General features: G+C 39.4%; 15 protein-coding genes. 9 read left to right on the top strand and 6 right to left on the bottom strand.

All coding sequences use genetic code 11. From position 1 onward, the window contains the following. Positions 1 to 2 precede the first annotated feature (2 nt). Positions 3 to 263, top strand: coding sequence for a 30S ribosomal protein S20 (gene rpsT, locus AC27JR_RS11245; protein WP_008114420.1), 261 nt, complete (start codon positions 3 to 5; stop codon positions 261 to 263). A gap of 66 nt (positions 264 to 329) precedes the next feature. Here the strand turns inward: rpsT and AC27JR_RS11250 are convergent, their stop codons facing one another. Continuing rightward, complete coding sequence (locus AC27JR_RS11250; protein ID WP_008114419.1) at positions 330 to 713, bottom strand: response regulator; 384 nt, start codon at positions 711 to 713, stop codon at positions 330 to 332. Between the two features lie 108 nt (positions 714 to 821). On the opposite strand from AC27JR_RS11250, the gene AC27JR_RS11255 reads away from it, so the two are divergent. The 3 genes from AC27JR_RS11255 to smrA all read left to right on the top strand — a co-directional run bounded on the left by AC27JR_RS11255 (position 822) and on the right by smrA (position 2,306). Next, positions 822 to 1,241 (top strand): hypothetical protein, encoded by a 420-nt coding sequence (locus tag AC27JR_RS11255; protein ID WP_487173634.1) that lies wholly within the window; start codon positions 822 to 824, stop codon positions 1,239 to 1,241. 106 nt (positions 1,242 to 1,347) lie between these two features. Then, on the top strand, positions 1,348 to 1,593 hold the full coding sequence (locus AC27JR_RS11260) for a hypothetical protein (protein WP_008114416.1): 246 nt from the start codon (positions 1,348 to 1,350) through the stop codon (positions 1,591 to 1,593). A 131-nt stretch (positions 1,594 to 1,724) separates the two neighbouring features. Next, complete coding sequence (gene smrA / locus AC27JR_RS11265; protein ID WP_487173635.1) at positions 1,725 to 2,306, top strand: DNA endonuclease SmrA; 582 nt, start codon at positions 1,725 to 1,727, stop codon at positions 2,304 to 2,306. A gap of 237 nt (positions 2,307 to 2,543) precedes the next feature. Here the strand turns inward: smrA and AC27JR_RS11270 are convergent, their stop codons facing one another. After that, positions 2,544 to 3,464, bottom strand: a complete 921-nt coding sequence (locus tag AC27JR_RS11270; protein WP_487173636.1) for a 2-hydroxyacid dehydrogenase — start codon at positions 3,462 to 3,464, stop codon at positions 2,544 to 2,546. A gap of 161 nt (positions 3,465 to 3,625) precedes the next feature. Here AC27JR_RS11270 and olsF point away from each other — a divergent pair, with 161 nt between their 5' ends. Continuing rightward, positions 3,626 to 5,350 (top strand): bifunctional ornithine lipid synthase OlsF, encoded by a 1,725-nt coding sequence (gene olsF, locus AC27JR_RS11275; RefSeq protein WP_487173637.1) that lies wholly within the window; start codon positions 3,626 to 3,628, stop codon positions 5,348 to 5,350. Positions 5,351 to 5,416: 66 nt separating this feature from the next. On the opposite strand, the gene dapE is transcribed toward olsF, so the two are convergent. Both dapE and AC27JR_RS11285 read right to left on the bottom strand, forming a co-directional pair. Then, positions 5,417 to 6,607, bottom strand: a complete 1,191-nt coding sequence (dapE, locus tag AC27JR_RS11280; protein WP_487173638.1) for a succinyl-diaminopimelate desuccinylase — start codon at positions 6,605 to 6,607, stop codon at positions 5,417 to 5,419. A 71-nt stretch (positions 6,608 to 6,678) separates the two neighbouring features. Further along, complete coding sequence (locus AC27JR_RS11285) at positions 6,679 to 8,097, bottom strand: MATE family efflux transporter (RefSeq protein WP_487173639.1); 1,419 nt, start codon at positions 8,095 to 8,097, stop codon at positions 6,679 to 6,681. Between the two features lie 272 nt (positions 8,098 to 8,369). On the opposite strand from AC27JR_RS11285, the gene AC27JR_RS11290 reads away from it, so the two are divergent. After that, positions 8,370 to 9,023 carry an OmpW/AlkL family protein gene (locus tag AC27JR_RS11290; RefSeq protein WP_008109545.1) on the top strand — a complete coding sequence of 218 codons (654 nt, stop codon included), beginning with the start codon at positions 8,370 to 8,372 and terminating at the stop codon, positions 9,021 to 9,023. A gap of 52 nt (positions 9,024 to 9,075) precedes the next feature. Here the strand turns inward: AC27JR_RS11290 and AC27JR_RS11295 are convergent, their stop codons facing one another. Both AC27JR_RS11295 and tyrR read right to left on the bottom strand, forming a co-directional pair. Beyond that, entirely contained in the window at positions 9,076 to 9,612 is a 537-nt protein-coding gene (locus AC27JR_RS11295) for a thioesterase family protein (protein ID WP_076918941.1), read from the bottom strand. Positions 9,613 to 9,724: 112 nt separating this feature from the next. Beyond that, the gene (gene tyrR, locus AC27JR_RS11300) at positions 9,725 to 11,281 is read right to left on the bottom strand and encodes a transcriptional regulator TyrR (protein WP_008109548.1); all 1,557 of its coding nucleotides are present in this window, start codon (positions 11,279 to 11,281) and stop codon (positions 9,725 to 9,727) included. A 743-nt stretch (positions 11,282 to 12,024) separates the two neighbouring features. On the opposite strand from tyrR, the gene AC27JR_RS11305 reads away from it, so the two are divergent. The 3 genes from AC27JR_RS11305 (at position 12,025) to fahA (ending at position 16,610) form a co-directional block, all read left to right on the top strand. After that, positions 12,025 to 13,524, top strand: coding sequence for a peptide MFS transporter (locus AC27JR_RS11305; RefSeq protein ID WP_076918940.1), 1,500 nt, complete (start codon positions 12,025 to 12,027; stop codon positions 13,522 to 13,524). Between the two features lie 512 nt (positions 13,525 to 14,036). Continuing rightward, positions 14,037 to 15,083, top strand: a complete 1,047-nt coding sequence (gene hppD, locus AC27JR_RS11310) for a 4-hydroxyphenylpyruvate dioxygenase (RefSeq protein WP_487173640.1) — start codon at positions 14,037 to 14,039, stop codon at positions 15,081 to 15,083. A 213-nt stretch (positions 15,084 to 15,296) separates the two neighbouring features. Further along, entirely contained in the window at positions 15,297 to 16,610 is a 1,314-nt protein-coding gene (fahA, locus tag AC27JR_RS11315; RefSeq protein ID WP_076918938.1) for a fumarylacetoacetase, read from the top strand. Positions 16,611 to 16,628 lie beyond the last annotated feature (18 nt).

Raw genomic sequence — 16,628 nt, forward strand, 5'->3', positions numbered from 1 at the left:
CCTTGGCTAACATCAAGTCTGCAAAAAAACGCGCTATCACAAGCGAAAAAAACCGTCAGCACAACGCAAGCCGTCGTTCAATGATGCGTACTTACTTCAAAAAAGTAATCGTAGCTATTGAAGCTGGCGATAAAGAAGCTGCACAGCAAGCTTTTTCTGTTGCTACACCTATCCTAGACCGTTACGCAACTAAGGGTCTAATCCACAAAAACAAAGCTGCTCGTCATAAGAGCCGTTTAGCTGCTAAAATTAAAGCGCTATAATTTGTTTTTGCAAGATTAAAAAAACCGGCTTTGCCGGTTTTTTTTTGCCCAAAATAAATGCGCCCCTTAAACGTTATCCAGCTCTGGATAAAACTTTTTCAGCATCGCCGCAATTTTCTTTGGAGAAAAGGGCTTAACCACAAATCCTTTTGCCCCTCTATCTATCGCATCCTTTACATTTTCAACGCCTGAATGCGCCGACACCATCACCACGTTTGTCTCTGGTGATAACTCATTAATTTGCGCAATAAGCTCTTTACCATCGCCATCAGGTAGCTCTATATCTAAAAATATAATATTAAAATTGGCTGCACGACACTCGCTAATACACTGCGCGGCCGTTGACGCCTCTTTCACATTCTCTATCCCTAAATGCATCAGGGTTTGACTCAAAAAGCTACGCACAGTGCTAACATCATCAACAATCAAAATAGATAGCTGCGTATTCATATATAATCCTTATAGGCTAAAGCCATGTCTGCGAAATTGGTGATTTGCTTAAAATACAAATATTTACTTTATTATAGAGAGCTAAGCTAAAAAGGCCAGATTTGCTTTATGTCGAAAACCACAAAAAAGAGTCGCCGCAAAAAAAATAAAGCCGCTACTGTTAAACAAAGATCCAGTAATAAGCTTGCAAACCTTGGCTCACAATTAAAACCACACTCAAGTAGCACAAAGCCTGGTACCAAGTTAACCCTGTTTTTTCTTTTCACGATATCATTACTTATACTTGTTTTAGTGCCAAAGCCAAGCTTACTTACTTATAAAAAATCGTCTATGGTAAGCCAAAGTGTGTATTGGCCTGGGTTGTTTTCAAGCGAACCAAAACTACTGGACTCAACCCTCCACCCGCGACTGGATAAGGAGCATAGAACCCTTTACCTATGTATTGATTTACAGCAACCGCAAAGCTGCCAAAAATACCGAATTATTGCTGAAGAGGGAATATTTTCAGTATTACTCACTTACTTTTAACATTAAAAAAACTAATCTGAAAATTTAAAATTACTTGGTTGAAAGCTGTGCAAAAGATCAACATAATGGCGCTCCTTTTTTCAACAACTGAACTATTGAAACGACCATGCTAAACGAGCTAGATTGGCTTTTAAATACATTACTACTTGCACTAGGTTTAGGTGCATTCTTTATTAACCAACTGACACTGCTTCGCGTTGCAGCGATTAGTGCCTGTGGTTTGTTATTCCTATCATTTAGCTTAGATCTTATGTCGTCGAGTATTATTTCAAATATGAGTTTAGTTTTGATCAACACATTTTACTTGTTCAAAGTTTATACATTTGGGCAATTTACTGTATCACAGCACTAATTACTTCCCCTTAGAATATTTTATAGCCCAGTTTTTCTGGGCTTTTTTTATTTCACAGCTTTAAAGATCTTGGGTCTTAGTTTGAACTAAGTTAAAATTTATCTCGTATTAGCCTATTTTGAGATAAGCCCATGCCGTTGTCAGATTTCGATTTATTCTTATCCTCTATGGAAGATGTTACCCCTATCAGTCACGACACCGTGACATTGCCACCTAAAAGCCATAAAGCAGCTATCGCTCAACAAGAAAAAAATAAAGCGGCACAATCAAATTTAAGCAATAAACAATTTAATCCACTAGATGAACCGCTTGAATTACTCGATCCACTTGCTATTTTAAGCTTTAAACGAGATGGCGTGCAAAGCCCGGTTTTTAAAAATGTAAGATTAGCTAAATATCAGCTCGATGCGACATTAGATTTACACGGACAACTTTTAAAAAACGCCCATGCTTCGTTGTTAGCCTTTGTTAAAGACTGCCATCAGCGTAATATAAGAATGGTTCTTGTTCGTCATGGCATAGGGATTAAAAATAAAGCTAAACCAGGTATTTTAAAAAGTTATGTAAATCAGTGGCTGCAAACTATTCCCTGTGTTTTAGCGTTTCACACTGCTCTCAGGCAGCATGGGGGAAGTGGGGCAACGTATGTTTTACTGAAGAAGAGTGATGATAAGAAGCATCAAAACCGAGAAATTCACAGCAAGCGTAGTTAAACCTTGCTGTGTTAACAAAGGGCTAGTTAAGCATCAGCGCAGCTGCATTGGCTTGATTAAACCACGCAGATATCCCTAATATAATGATGGATACAACCACGATACTGATTTTTGCGCCCCCTTGATTGGGTTTCATAATTCATCCTATTTATTATTATTGTTAGAACTGCTTTTAACAATAATAAAAATTACAAATGTTAACAAGCTGTTTCTGTTAAAAATTAAACAAATTGTTCATTAATAACCCTGAGTTTTGTTAATACTATTATGTAATGGCTGTTTCGCTTGTAAGCGCAGGATGTTGTCTTCTATTTGTTCAATAACACTATCTAGATCTGACAGCGCAGCACAATGCGGCGTTAAAGTAATACTTGGGTGCAGCCAATAAGGATGTTCACTTGGTAGTGGTTCACTGGCAAATACATCAAGCGTTGCTGCGCGTATACGCGCATTATTAAGCGCATCGAGTAAATCAGCTTCAACAACATGCTCTCCTCTGGCCACATTAATCAACACCGCATGCTCAGGAAGCTGCTTAAGCAACTGTTGATTAATAATACCTTTGGTACTACTGGTAAGTGGCAATAGGCAGATTAAATAATCGGTTTGCTCAAGCATCTGTGTTAAGCCATCATCACCATGATAGAGTGTCGCTATGGTTGATGTTTTAGGACTTCTGCTCCAAGCATTGACTTTAAAACCGTTACTAACCAGCCTATGTGCACATGCTTGACCTAGTTCCCCAAACCCTAAAATACTCACTTGATTATGCTTATGCGCTCTTTTGGGTTTCCATTCACTTTGCTGTTGTTTTAAAAAATATTCTTTTAATCGCAATTTTTGTGCTAATACATGGGTAAGTACATATTCAGCCATGTCGTTGGCTAACTGTTTATCGACAATGCGCACCACTTCAACATGCGCAGGTAATAAACTTAAATCGATACTATCAACCCCAGCACCAAACGATGACACCGCTTTCAAATTTATCAACTTTGGCCATAAAGACGCGGGCGCATTCCAAGCCAGTACAAATTCCACACTTGCAAAATCTTGGCAATCATCAAGCTGCTCAATTTGAATATTGGGTAATTGTGATTGCATTTTTGCAATTAATTTTGTGTTATCTCGACCGGTAATGGCGACTAAAACTGACATGATGATTCCTTAAAAAGTAACCGTAAATAGTAGTACTGGTATGGTTTAATTCAATAGTAAGTAAACGGTTTTAAAAAGTCACACAACTGACCGCGTATTGTCATATCCGCACTCTAAGCTAAGCATATTGGCCTTAGCCTAGTATAAAAAAAGAGGTGCGTATGATCAGTGTAGATAAAGTAATAGCAACCAATTTACCACAGTTAACTAACTCATTTAAAATAAAAAAACTGGTAAAAAAAAGTCTTAGCTACTTATTACATGAACAAGAATTTACAAACTTTGCAACTGCCTATCCCCACCTTCAAGGAATAGAATTTGTAGAGCAAGTACTTGATGAACTTGATTTTGAAACTCGTTATAAAGCTAAGCAAATAGAAAATATTCCCAGTGAAGGAAAAATTGTCATTATTGCAAACCACCCTATCGGCTCCTTAGATGCGCTTGCATTAATTAATGTGTTATCAACGGTAAGAGCCGATTTAAAAGTGGTGGCTAACCGTATGTTAATGACCGTTGACGCCATGCATTCGTTATTACTACCCGTTGATAACCTATCAGGGCAAAGTAAAAAACAAGAGCTGAGTAATATCCACCAGCACTTAAAAAATGAAGGAGCGTTACTTATTTTCCCTGCCGGTGAAGTTTCTCGACTTCGTCCTACGGGTATAAAAGACTGCAAATGGAACAGTGGCTTTTTACGCATTGCTAAAAAGGCTAACAGCCCTATTTTGCCTATCTATATTAAAGCCAGAAATAGCCCGCTGTTTTACGGTGCATCTATGCTTTATAAACCACTGGCTAGCTTATTACTGGTAAAAGAAATGTTTAAGCAGCGTCAAAAATCTCTCGAGTTTGAAATTGGCGCTTCCATTGCCCCTGAGTCTTATTTAATCCCAGACTTAAAAGACAAAGAAGTGGTTGAGCTAATCCGTAAGCAACTATACCGTTTAACCACAAAAAAAACGCTACCATTAAAAACTCATGCTCCAATTGCTTCACCTGAATGTAAAAAAGAATTAAAAAAAGCCATAGAATGCTGCGAACATTTAGGTAAAACCAGTGATGGCATGGTGATTTATTTGTACCAATACCAAGGAAGCTCTCCCCTATTTCGTGAACTGGGCCGCTTACGAGAAATCGCTTTTCGTGCTGTAGGTGAAGGCAGTGGAAACCGCCGAGACATAGATAAATACGATATGCACTATCAGCACTTAGTATTGTGGGATGAACACGCACTAGAGCTGGTAGGTGCTTACCGATTAGCCTGTGCACAGGATGTGATTGAACAACACTCCCAAAGTGGGCTTTATACCGATAGCTTATTTAATTATACCCAAGATATGAGCCCTTACTTTAAACAAGGCATAGAGCTAGGCCGTAGCTTTGTACAACCTAAATATTGGGGCAGAAAAAGTCTCGACTACTTATGGTATGGCATTGGCGCTTTTATAAATCGCTACCCACAATACCGTTACTTATTTGGTGCGGTGAGTGTGTCAAACGCGCTGCCTGAGCAGGCAAAGTCTTTATTAGTGCATTATTATCAGCACTATTATGACTGTGAAAAATCACTCGCAACGCCTAACAATGCTTTTCGTCACACGCCTGATCAGCAAACTCAGTGCACTAACTTGTTCATGGGTAACAATATAAAAGAAGATTTTGTAGAGCTTAAACACATACTCGCCAACATGGGCACGCATGTACCCACGTTATTTAAACAATATACAGAGCTATGCGAACCAAATGGCGTTAAATTTTTAAGCTTTAGTATTGATCCACAATTCAATAATTGTATTGATGGCCTAGTATTGGTTGATCTTGAAAAAGTAAAACCAAGCAAAGCAAAACGCTACTTGGGCACTGATAAATCAGCAAGTTAAACGTTAACCCTTAATCAAATAACTATTAAAGCGACATTAAGCGGCGCTTTAATAGTTATTAATACTTTAAGGCTGAGTAAAAATACCATCGAGTAATTGCGTATATATTTTTTCTATTTCTAACAAGTCGCAAATTGGTACATGCTCATTAACCTGATGAATGCTATGGTTTCGTACCCCACACTCTATGATCTGTGTTGTTTGCCGTGCAAAAAATCGCCCGTCCGATGTCCCACCACTGGTGCTTAATAAAGGGTAGTTTCCGGTCACTTTAAAAATTGCCTGCTCTAACTGAGCGAGTAAGCAACTCTTGAGTTTATGACTGGTATAATAGGGTTCACATGGACGCTCCCACTGTATAACCAAGTGATCGCTGAAATCCTTCAGTGCAGCAAATACACGTTGCTTAACATGTTTACTTTTATACCCATGGCTATAGCGAATATTAAAAGTAATATCACACTGAGCTGGTACAAGGTTATCTAGCACATTATCAATATTAATACCGGTGACTTGCAGCACTGTTTTTGAACTCAGTTCATCTAAAGGCCAGTCTATTTGTGTCAGCCTGTTAACCACTTCAGCACTGATGTGCGCAGCATTAATGGTATTCTCAGGATAGGCCACATGCCCAGCCTTTCCTTGGATAGTTAATCGCGCAGATAGGGCCCCACGTCGACCATTTTTTATAGTGTCACCTACCTGCAGGTGGCTGGTTGGCTCACCAACAATACAGCCATCAAGCACAGCGCCTTGTTGTGCTAATCGTTTGGCAATCAACACAGAGCCATGCTCCGCCTCACCTTCTTCATCTGAGGTGATCAGCCAATATAATGTTCCCTGCTTTTGCTGCGCGCTGTTTATTAGCGTCTGCGTTGCGCTAAGCATGGCGGCAATGCCTCCTTTCATATCGGCGGCACCACGCCCATAAATTGCATCGTTAATTATGTGTCCACCAAACGGATCGGCTAACCAGCCACCTTGCGTTGCGGGTACCACATCAATATGGCCAGAAAATGCCACCACGGGGCCTGCCCCAAAGGTTATTTTTGCAATTAAGTTTGTCACATTATTAGAACTAAATTGCTCTGTACTAAAGCCTAACTCAGTAAGGTGGTTGGCAAGCCACTCAATACCACCAGCTGGATCAGGAGTAATCGATTTAAATCGGATCAGAGTTTGTAAGTGACTCACTGTTTTTAACTGTGCAATAGTTAAGTACGGTGCTTGTGCTTTTGTATTGATAGCTTTTGTCATAATAAACACACCTCGTTTTAGCAGTGTATTTATTACAACGACTTTTTATGACCGCATTATGAATTTAGTGGCTAACGTGCGCCTTCTTCTATTAATGTTTCTCGTGTAAACTGCACTATGTGCTTATCTTCTTTAGTTAACTTGGTTTTTTTCCAAGAGCCACGCATAAACCATGCAAATGCTATCAATGCGATGGTTATGTTAGTAATTGCAAAAGAATACCAAATGCCTTGATCGCCAAGCTCAGTATGATTAGAAAGAATATAAGCGGCAGGGAACTGCACTACACATTGTGATAATAACGCGATAACCATTGCATTGAGCATATTACCTGAGGCACGAAAAGCAGCAACAATACAAAGTTGCACCCCTATTCCACCCCAACTTAAGCACATTACTTGAATAAACTGCGCCCCATTAGTAATAACGTCATTATCGTCAGGAATAAAAAATGCAACTAATGAATCTGCATATAAATATGCAATGGCGCCAACACATGAGAGCCCTAACAAGCCCCACACACTAGCAAGTTTAGTGATCTGCTCAGCCCGCTTGATATTACCAGCCCCCATATTTTGCCCAACCAAGGTTGATACCGCCATTGATAAGCCCATAGCCGGGATCATTACCATTTGCAAAATATTAGAGCCAACACCATAAGCAGCAATTGTCGTTGTACCAAAGCTGGCAACTAGAAATGACATGATGATCAAACCAAATGCACGTGTCGATAATTCAATAGAGCCAGGCGCTCCCAAGAAAAAAGCGCGCTTAATATAGTGCCAGTCGGGGTAAAAGCTTTTTAGCTGTAATTGAATACCATGGCGACCACGTAAAAATATAATGATGCCCGCAAGCGCCGCTAAGCTCTGTGTAACCAATGTTGCTAGCGCAGCGCCCATCACACCAAGCCCCTCAAAACGACCATAACCAAATATAAATAACGGATCGAGTATAAAATTAAGTAACACGGTTGTGCTGACTATAATTAACGGCACCTTAGTTTGCCCAATACCCCGCATTAGCGATTGAAACATGGCATAAATAAATACAAAAATAACGCTAATAAAAGATACATGCATAAACTTTAACGCATCACTATATACGGCTGCTTCAACCCCCAGTAAGGTTAAAAAATAAGGTGATAATGCATAACCTAATAAACCAAGTAATAATGCAACTAATGTCACCATTAACACCGTTTGCGCTGCAACATGGTTGACCTTATCTTGTTGGCCTGCCCCCATGTATTGTGCCGATAAAATCGCCCCCGCCATAGCAAAGCCTGAACCTATCGCAATAACCAAAAATGTGACGGGCGTACTTATAGATACAGCAGCCACTTGCGCAGCCCCTAATCGGCCAACCCAAAAAGCATCTGTAAGCTGATAAGCAGACTGCAAAGTATTTATGAGGATAATCGGAATGCCTAGTTTTAATAGCGCTTTGGCAATAGAGCCTTGAAGAAATAGTTGACCAGAGGGAGTCATGAGGCCGCTTACTTGTATTAAATCGTGAACATAGCGTTAGTTTAACAAACCTAGCTGATTATATTCTGAATACTTCGTTTACGGCTGGTATTTATGTGATCAGTCAATAGCTTTTAAGCGCGAACTGATTAAAAGTTTAATCTAAATCAATAAATAGAGGCTCTTTACTCACACGCTTTTGAAACTTTGATCTAGAACAGGTTTTTATTTTTAACCTCGAGCAATAATAGCGCCATCAACAAATAGTCACACAGTAGTTCACGGAGAACAACATGAAAACTAAACTAAGCATTGCAATACTTACTTCTTTACTGGCTCTTTCTCCTGCAGCACACGCTAACTTTAGCGTTAATGTCGGCGCAATTAATGTTAACCCAGATAACGATGGCTCAAAGATTAACGAAGCACCTACTCTTGGTTTAAAAGGTGATTCAAATACTCAGTTAGGTATTACTGTAGATTACGCATTTAACGACCAATGGGTGTTAGAGCTTATTGCAGCAACGCCGTTTTCTCATGATGTAGAAGGTACGGGTGGTTTAGCTGGTAATAAGATTGCCGACATTAAACATTTACCACCATCATTGGTTGCACAATACCACTTTTTAGATAGCAGCTACGCACTTCGTCCATTTGTTGGTGTAGGTATTAACTATACGACTTTCTTTGACGAGCAACCTTCTGCAGCACTTAAAGCAACCTTAGGCACTAACGATGTGGAAGTAAAACTAGATGACTCATTTGGTTTTGTTGCTCAAGTAGGTGCTAACTACAAGATTGATGAGAAATGGGGCCTACACGCTATGGTATCTATCATGGATATCGATACCGATGCGACTGTTTATGCTAATGGTGCAAAAGCATTAACTTCAACCGTGTCACTTGACCCTGTTGTAGCTATGTTTGGTCTTAAATACTCGTTTTAATAACGATTATGTGTGTGTTAAAAAGGCCGTAAGGCCTTTTTTTTGCATGTAATTAACGAGGTAAGTTATTTACTTTTTTTTGCTCAAGCATTTCTTTCCAGTGAATTATTTCTGCCGGTAAAATAGGCGCTACGCCGTCAAAACCAGCAACCTCCAACATATGCTCAACGCTTACCACCCCTTTTTTACTTTTAAATACGCCACGTACATAGGCAATTGCATGTAAACCACGCTCTGAATGAAATTTTTGTTCAATATAAAAGTATTTATGATCCCAGCCGACTAAACGGGTACTAATGGTAAAGCGCTGCATTGGCTTAATATCACGGATGTAGGTAATGGCTGTCGCATTAACAATAGGAAACCAACGACGCTTCATTATTTGCTTTAGTAAACCAACTCGCTCAGTCATCCAAGTACGCGATAAATCCATCATCGCTAAATAGCGTGAATTAGTTAAGTGCAAATTAATATCGCAGTCACTTGGCAATGCTTTGTAGTCTATATCAACCGTGTCTAACAAAGCTTGATAATCACGATTACGTTTAATTTTAAAAAATAACAGCAGCAGTCTAAAATATAAGTTCACAGTAGAGGTCTTACCAGTTTGTTTTTTGTGAGTGTATCATAGCAATTGATCCCCTAGGGTATTTTTACACCAAGGGGACAATCACTAAGAAAGGTTGTTTTAATATCTATCTTTAAACTTTAACCGTTTTACGATTAATACCGTAATCACGTAGTTTATTAGCTACTGCTGTATGGCTAAGTCCTAAGCGTTTAGCTAACTGACGTGAACTTGGATAAGCTGGATAAAGTTTACGCAATAAAGTAGCTTCAAAACGCTTAACCGCTTGATCTAGCGAGCCCTCAAAATCAGACTCTAAATAGCCTAAATCATGGGTAAACGTGGGTAACTGTAAATGTTCAACGCGCAGTTCACTGTCTTCTAACAAAGATACCGCACGGTAAATCGCATTTTCTAATTGGCGTACATTACCTGGCCATGGGTAATCTTGTAAAAATGTTAAACACTCTTCAGATAACTCAGGCACAGTATGGCCGTTTTGCTGGGCATATTTTTGAATAAAGTGCTCAGCAAGTGGGCCAACATCGGCTTTACGATCTCTCAGTGGTGCAATTTCTAACGTTAGTACATTAATGCGATAGTATAAGTCTTCTCTAAATACGCCTTCTTGCACCATTGCAGGTAAATCTTTTTGGGTAGCAGCAACTATGCGAACATTTACTTTAACTTCGTTTTCGTCGCCTACTTTTCTAAACGTACCATCTTGTAAAAAGCGCAGTAATTTAGTTTGGAGCTGAGTCGACATTTCACCCACTTCATCTAAAAATACTGTTCCACCATCCGCTTGTTCAAGTACACCGCGTTTAGGCGCCGCATTTTCTTCATATCCGGCGTAACCAAAAAGTTCTGACTCGGCAACATCATCTGGTAACGAGGCACACGATAAAGCAATAAACGGTTTTACTGAGCGGTTAGATGCATAGTGACAAGCTCGCGCTAATAACTCTTTACCTGTGCCGGTTTCACCGGTGATAAGAATAGGGGCTTCAAGTTGCGCCATTTTACGCGCTTCGCGTACAACACGACGCATCGCCGTACTAAAATTGTGAATTGTCGCAAAGCTTTCTTGGCCATAGCGTCTAAACGCACTCACTTGCTGACCTAGACGGCTTTGCGATTTTATATTAATTACCGCGCCCGCTAACACATCACCCTCACTGCCTTGTGGCACAGCAATAGGTAAAATATCAGCAATAAAGTCTTCGCCTGCTACTTCAACCCGGGTAGTTTGCCCAAGTACTTCTTTACCTTCTAACCAACGGGTAAAGTTAAAGCCTTTGAGTAAGTTATTAATGTTGGCGCCAATAACTTCTTTTTCTGTTAGCTGTAAATCTTTACACGCCGCGTCGTTACACAGGCGTACCCAGCCTTTAGCATCAATAGATATAACGCCATCGGGAAGTGCTCTTAATAAGGTGTTTAATTCATTGTGCTCACGTTCAGATGGTAAAAACGCGGTGGTACGTACATCATGAACACCATCAATCAATCGAATTGAAGGCATAATCTTTTGAAATTGTTCAAATTCAATTTCAGGAAAACTCACATACATACGACAATTTACTGAGTCGACTTCAATTCCTTTTAAGTCAACATTGTAGCTAACTAAAATATTAAGAATCTCTTGAGCAATACCAACTCGGTCTGCACAGTGAATATCTAAACGCATACACCCTCAGGTAAGGAAAAACTAGTTGGCGTGAATAATACGCTAACTATGATTATCAGCATAGTTTATTGTAAAGAAATTTGGACGAAAAAATATTTTTTTACTAACTAGCACGCCTTTTCAAGTACTTAAAATATTTAACCTTAGCTGTTCACTAAAAATCGGAGTTATTACATGTAAATATAGCCAAGCTAACTTTGTATAAATTATATTCTGCAATGGGTTAATCATTGCTGTGCATACGCTAATATTTGCTCATGTTTAATCTAAACCGTGATTATTAAAATAAAGTAGTAAAGGTTAACTATTGTTGAATAACTTGATGCCTGTAACCCACCGTAAATAAAGCGGTTTTATGTTTTTTAATAGAATTTAAAACCGGGTAAAAGAAAGCTTTGCAATGACAATGTTACTTGTGTTGTTAAATATCTTTTTGGATGAGCTTAAGTGTTTAGCGCAACAACGAGGGTTTTACCGGTTGCTATTTAACAATTACATAACGGATGTGTGATAGCGCGCTCAATGCTTCCCCTCGTACAAAGGTCTATGTATACTTAGGCGCAATTGTAACTAGGATAAGGGTGTGACTCTTACCTAAACGTATAGCTGCGTTTAGCAAACCATTACCTTAGCTGCATAAAAAACACTGATGATCGAGCATTTATTATACTTTTAAAAAGTACCAATTTAGCTAAATAAAAAACCACAAGGTCATCAAAACAATAATGAATTAGGAAGTAAATATGAGTTCAAATTCTGACAGTGGCTGGTTTGGTCACCCTAAAGGACTTTCGACCCTATTTTTCACAGAAATGTGGGAGCGAATGAGTTATTACGGTATGCGAGCTATGCTCGTATTATTTATGACAGCAAGTTTACAACAAGAAGGCCTAGGATTTACCGTTGCTTCTGCTGCTGCAATTTATGGCTTATACACAGGTTCAGTGTACTTTTTAGGTTTACCTGGTGGCTGGTTAGCCGATAGATTATTTGGTGGTCAAAAAGCAGTATGGTACGGCGGTATCATCATCATGTGTGGCCACATTATTTTAGCCGTTCCACATGAATATTCTTTTTTCATTGGTTTAATCTTTGTCGCAACGGGTACGGGTTTACTTAAACCTAATATCAGTGCCATGGTTGGTCAGCTTTATACTGACGAAGATGAACGCCGTGACGGTGGTTACGCTATTTACTACATGGGTATTAACTTAGGTTCTTTAATTGGTTACTACGTTTGTGGTTACTTTATGGAAAACGTAGGTTGGCACTGGGCATTTGGTGCGGCTGCTGTAGGTATGGCTATTGGTTTAGTGCAGTACAAACGCACGCTAAATAACTTACCAGATCATAGCGCGTTACCTGCGAACCCATTAAGCCCTAAAGGTGCTTCACGCGCATGGGGCGGTATTGCTGCGTTTGTAATTGTTGTTGCCGGCGTAACTGCTGCAGCGATGACTGGCGCTATAGTTATTAACCCGACTATTGTTGCAGGTTACACAGCTGTTGTATTTACTGTTATCTTTTTCATTTACTTTGGCCTTGTTTATTTCAAAGGCAAACTAACCGACGCTGAAAAGCAAAGAATGTGGGCGCTGTTTTTAGTTTGTGTTGCTTCTGCGTGTTTTTGGTCTGGCTTTGAACAAGCGGGTTCTTCATTAAACCTATTTGCTCGTGACTACACAGACCGTCTTATTGGCACATTTGAAATTCCAACGACTTGGTTCCAATCTCTAAATTCGTTATTCATTATTGCCCTATCACCATTTTTTGCCGCTCTTTGGATTAATTTATCTAAGAAAATGGTATCGCCTACTTATAGCGTAAAATGTGCATTGGGCTTAGTTATTATGGCTTCAGGCTTTTTAGTTATGTTCATGGCAGCGCATTACGCAGCTGAAGGCTTAAAAGTAGCCCCTTACTGGCTGGTTACAACGTATTTCTTACATACAGTGGGTGAACTTTGTTTAAGCCCAGTTGCATTGAGTGCGGTAAGTAAATTATCTCCTCGTCGCTATACGGGTCAAATGATGGGTGTATTTGTACTTACATACTCAATTGGTAACGTAATTTCAGGCTTACTTGCTGGTAACTTTGATCCTAACAATGTTGCAGAAATTCCTAACCTTTACTTACAAATTGCATTATTTAGTATCGGTGTAGGTATCATCTTAGTACTGATGAGCTTCAAAGCTAAGGTATGGGAAAAACAAGGTTTAGAGCAAACCTCACCAGCCCAATAATTTAAATTAATCACAACGCGTAATTATGCGCTTTGACTAATGATATTAAATACCCCCTGCAGCTAACTGCAGGGGGTATTTTTATGGCTAACTAACCTAATTGTTACAATATAATACGACACAGTAAGTGGAGTTAATGAATCAAACCCTCAGTATCTGTTGTTTTGTTAATGTCGTGAGCAGCTACGCTTAGGTTGAGTGTAAACAATAAAATACAAAAACCGCTCTTTTTTTAGTGTATAAGAACTAAAAAAACAGATAAAAAAATAAATTTAAAATAAATTAAATCAGTAGGTTAAATTTAAAATCCATACATTATTCTAGCTAGATAATTTTTACTTACCTCGGCTCGTATGTAAATAAATGTCATGCTTTGCTAACCGTCCCGTAAAATTTACACACGCGCCATTTACTAAATAACAACACCCTCTTCCCCAAAGCATTAATCTGGTTAATCATGCAGGCAATACGATAACTAATAATCGCAGTGCTTAATTGCGGGAGTAATTATAATGAGTGAAGTAAATAATCCTTTAGGTTTGGTTGGTATTGAGTTTACTGAATATGCAACACCCGATGCTGATTACATGGACAAAGTATTTACCGATTTTGGCTTTTCAAAATTAAAAAAATTCAAAGGTAAAGACATTGTTTATTACAACCAAAACGATATTCATTTTTTACTAAATAATGAACGCGACGGCTTTTCAGCTGAATTTGCTAAAAACCACGGCCCTGCAATTTGTTCTATGGGCTGGCGTGTAGAGAACGCTCAAGCAGCGTTTGAGGCTGCGGTTGAGCGCGGCGCTAAGCCTGCCACTGATGCAGCTAACAAAGACTTACCGTACCCTGCTATTTACGGCATTGGCGATAGCTTAATATACTTTATTGAACAATTTGGTGATAAAGGCTCTATTTACGATAATGATTTCGAGGATCTGAGCGAGCCAAACAAAGTAGCAAGTAAAGGCTTCTTACGTATCGACCACTTAACCAATAACGTATATAAAGGTACTATGGAAACATGGGCCAACTTTTATAAAGACGTGTTTGGTTTTACCGAAGTGCGTTACTTTGATATTAAAGGCCAAAAAACAGCCCTGCTTTCATATGCATTAAAATCACCATGTGGCACATTCTCTATCCCAATCAATGAAGGTAAAGGTAACGACAATAACCAAATTGATGAATACCTAGGTGAATACAATGGCCCAGGTGTGCAGCATTTAGCGTTTTTAACTGACGACTTAGTAAGCTCACTAGATAAGCTAGATAAATCAACTATCGCTACTTTAGATATTATTCCAGAGTACTACGATACTATTTTTGACCGTGTGCCATGGGTTAAAGAAGACAAAGAAAAAATCCGTGAGCATCAAATTCTGGTTGATAGCCAAAGCGAAGATTGCTACTTACTGCAAATTTTCTCTAAAAACTTATTTGGCCCTATCTTCATTGAAATGATTCAACGTGTTGATGATGGTGGCTTTGGTGAGGGTAACTTCCAAGCACTGTTTGAGTCAATTGAACGTGATCAAGAGCGCCGCGGCGTTTTATAAGCAAATAAAGCAACTTTAAAAAGCAGCGTATTTCGCTGCTTTTTGTCGTTTAATCGAAATTGAGAGGTAAAACTATCTCTCTGTGTGTTTAAATCGCGCTTTTCATCACCATATAGCTAGGTAATAGATGAAATTAACGGGTGCTATATATCTTATTTAATAAATTGATATTTATACTGAATAAGCGCGACCAACTAAACCAAAGGAAATGTAATGAGTTTAATTAACGAAACCCATGATATAAATTTAACTAGCTGGGTAGCATCAGCAAATGATGCACAATGTGACTTCCCTATTCAAAACCTACCTTTTGCAGAAGTACGTCGCAAAAACAGCAATGAAGCTTTTCGTGGTGCTGTTGCCATTGGCGACCAGGTTATTGATTTAGCAAAAGTAAATGAACTCGGTATTTTTTCAGGTGATGCCCAAACAGCCGTTGCATCTGCAAGTAACCCGACTTTGAACGAGTTTATGGGATTAGGTGAGCAATATTGGTCAGCACTTCGTTTAGCACTGTCTAAAGCATTACGTGAAGGTTCTGCTCATCAAGAGCAACTAGCACAAGCGCTTATACCTCAAAGCGAAATTGAATTTGCTCTACCGTGTCGCATTGGCGATTACACTGACTTTTACACATCGATTTATCATGCGACTGCCGTAGGAAGTTTATTCCGTCCTGATAACCCATTACTACCAAATTACAAATGGGTACCGATTGGTTACCATGGTCGCTCATCGTCTATTGGTGTGTCTGGTCAGCAGTTTCATCGCCCTAAAGGACAAACTAAAGCGCCAGACGCAGAAGTTCCTTCATTTGGTCCATGTAAACGCCTTGACTACGAGCTAGAACTAGGTATTTATCTAGGTAAAGGTAATGAGCTTGGCGATGCTATTGCAATTGAAAATGCTGAAAAGCATGTATTCGGCTTTTGTGTTTTCAACGATTGGTCAGCACGTGACTTACAAGCATGGGAATACCAACCGCTTGGTCCATTCTTAGCTAAAAACTTCGCATCAACCGTGTCTCCATGGATTGTAACCACCGAAGCACTTGCACCATACAGAACAAGTTGGACGCGTGATGAAAACGATCCGCAACCACTAGAGTACTTAGAATCAACGGCTAACCGTGATCAAGGCGCATTTGATATTCAAATGGACGTTAAAATTCAAACGCAAAAAATGCGTGATGAAGGCTACAACCCAACTCAAGTGTCTAAGTCTAGCTTTAAACACTCATACTGGACTGTAGCGCAAATGGTAACTCACCATACAGTAAATGGTTGTAACTTTATGCCAGGCGACATGCTGGGCTCTGGCACGCAATCAGGACCAACTCACGAAGAAGCCGGTTCACTACTTGAGCTTTCTCGTGGTGGAAAAGAAAAGATTACGCTAAGCAACGGCGAGCAGCGTAGCTTCTTGGAAGACGGCGACAATGTAATAATGCGTGGCTGGTGTGAAAAAGAAGGTTTTGCGCGCATTGGCTTTGGCTTTGTAGAGAGCACGGTACTGCCAGCAAAATAATTTTAAAATCAATAAACT

This window comes from Pseudoalteromonas sp. NH0006-26 (genome assembly GCF_057552415.1).

Coding starts and splice junctions, on each gene's coding strand:
- AC27JR_RS11250 (WP_008114419.1), bottom strand. CDS start 713: ATGAATACGCAGCTATCTATTTTGATTGTTGATGATGTTAGCACTGTG.
- AC27JR_RS11255 (WP_487173634.1), top strand. CDS start 822: ATGTCGAAAACCACAAAAAAGAGTCGCCGCAAAAAAAATAAAGCCGCT.
- AC27JR_RS11260 (WP_008114416.1), top strand. CDS start 1,348: ATGCTAAACGAGCTAGATTGGCTTTTAAATACATTACTACTTGCACTA.
- smrA (WP_487173635.1), top strand. CDS start 1,725: ATGCCGTTGTCAGATTTCGATTTATTCTTATCCTCTATGGAAGATGTT.
- AC27JR_RS11270 (WP_487173636.1), bottom strand. CDS start 3,464: ATGTCAGTTTTAGTCGCCATTACCGGTCGAGATAACACAAAATTAATT.
- olsF (WP_487173637.1), top strand. CDS start 3,626: ATGATCAGTGTAGATAAAGTAATAGCAACCAATTTACCACAGTTAACT.
- dapE (WP_487173638.1), bottom strand. CDS start 6,607: ATGACAAAAGCTATCAATACAAAAGCACAAGCACCGTACTTAACTATT.
- AC27JR_RS11285 (WP_487173639.1), bottom strand. CDS start 8,097: ATGACTCCCTCTGGTCAACTATTTCTTCAAGGCTCTATTGCCAAAGCG.
- AC27JR_RS11290 (WP_008109545.1), top strand. CDS start 8,370: ATGAAAACTAAACTAAGCATTGCAATACTTACTTCTTTACTGGCTCTT.
- tyrR (WP_008109548.1), bottom strand. CDS start 11,281: ATGCGTTTAGATATTCACTGTGCAGACCGAGTTGGTATTGCTCAAGAG.
- AC27JR_RS11305 (WP_076918940.1), top strand. CDS start 12,025: ATGAGTTCAAATTCTGACAGTGGCTGGTTTGGTCACCCTAAAGGACTT.
- hppD (WP_487173640.1), top strand. CDS start 14,037: ATGAGTGAAGTAAATAATCCTTTAGGTTTGGTTGGTATTGAGTTTACT.
- fahA (WP_076918938.1), top strand. CDS start 15,297: ATGAGTTTAATTAACGAAACCCATGATATAAATTTAACTAGCTGGGTA.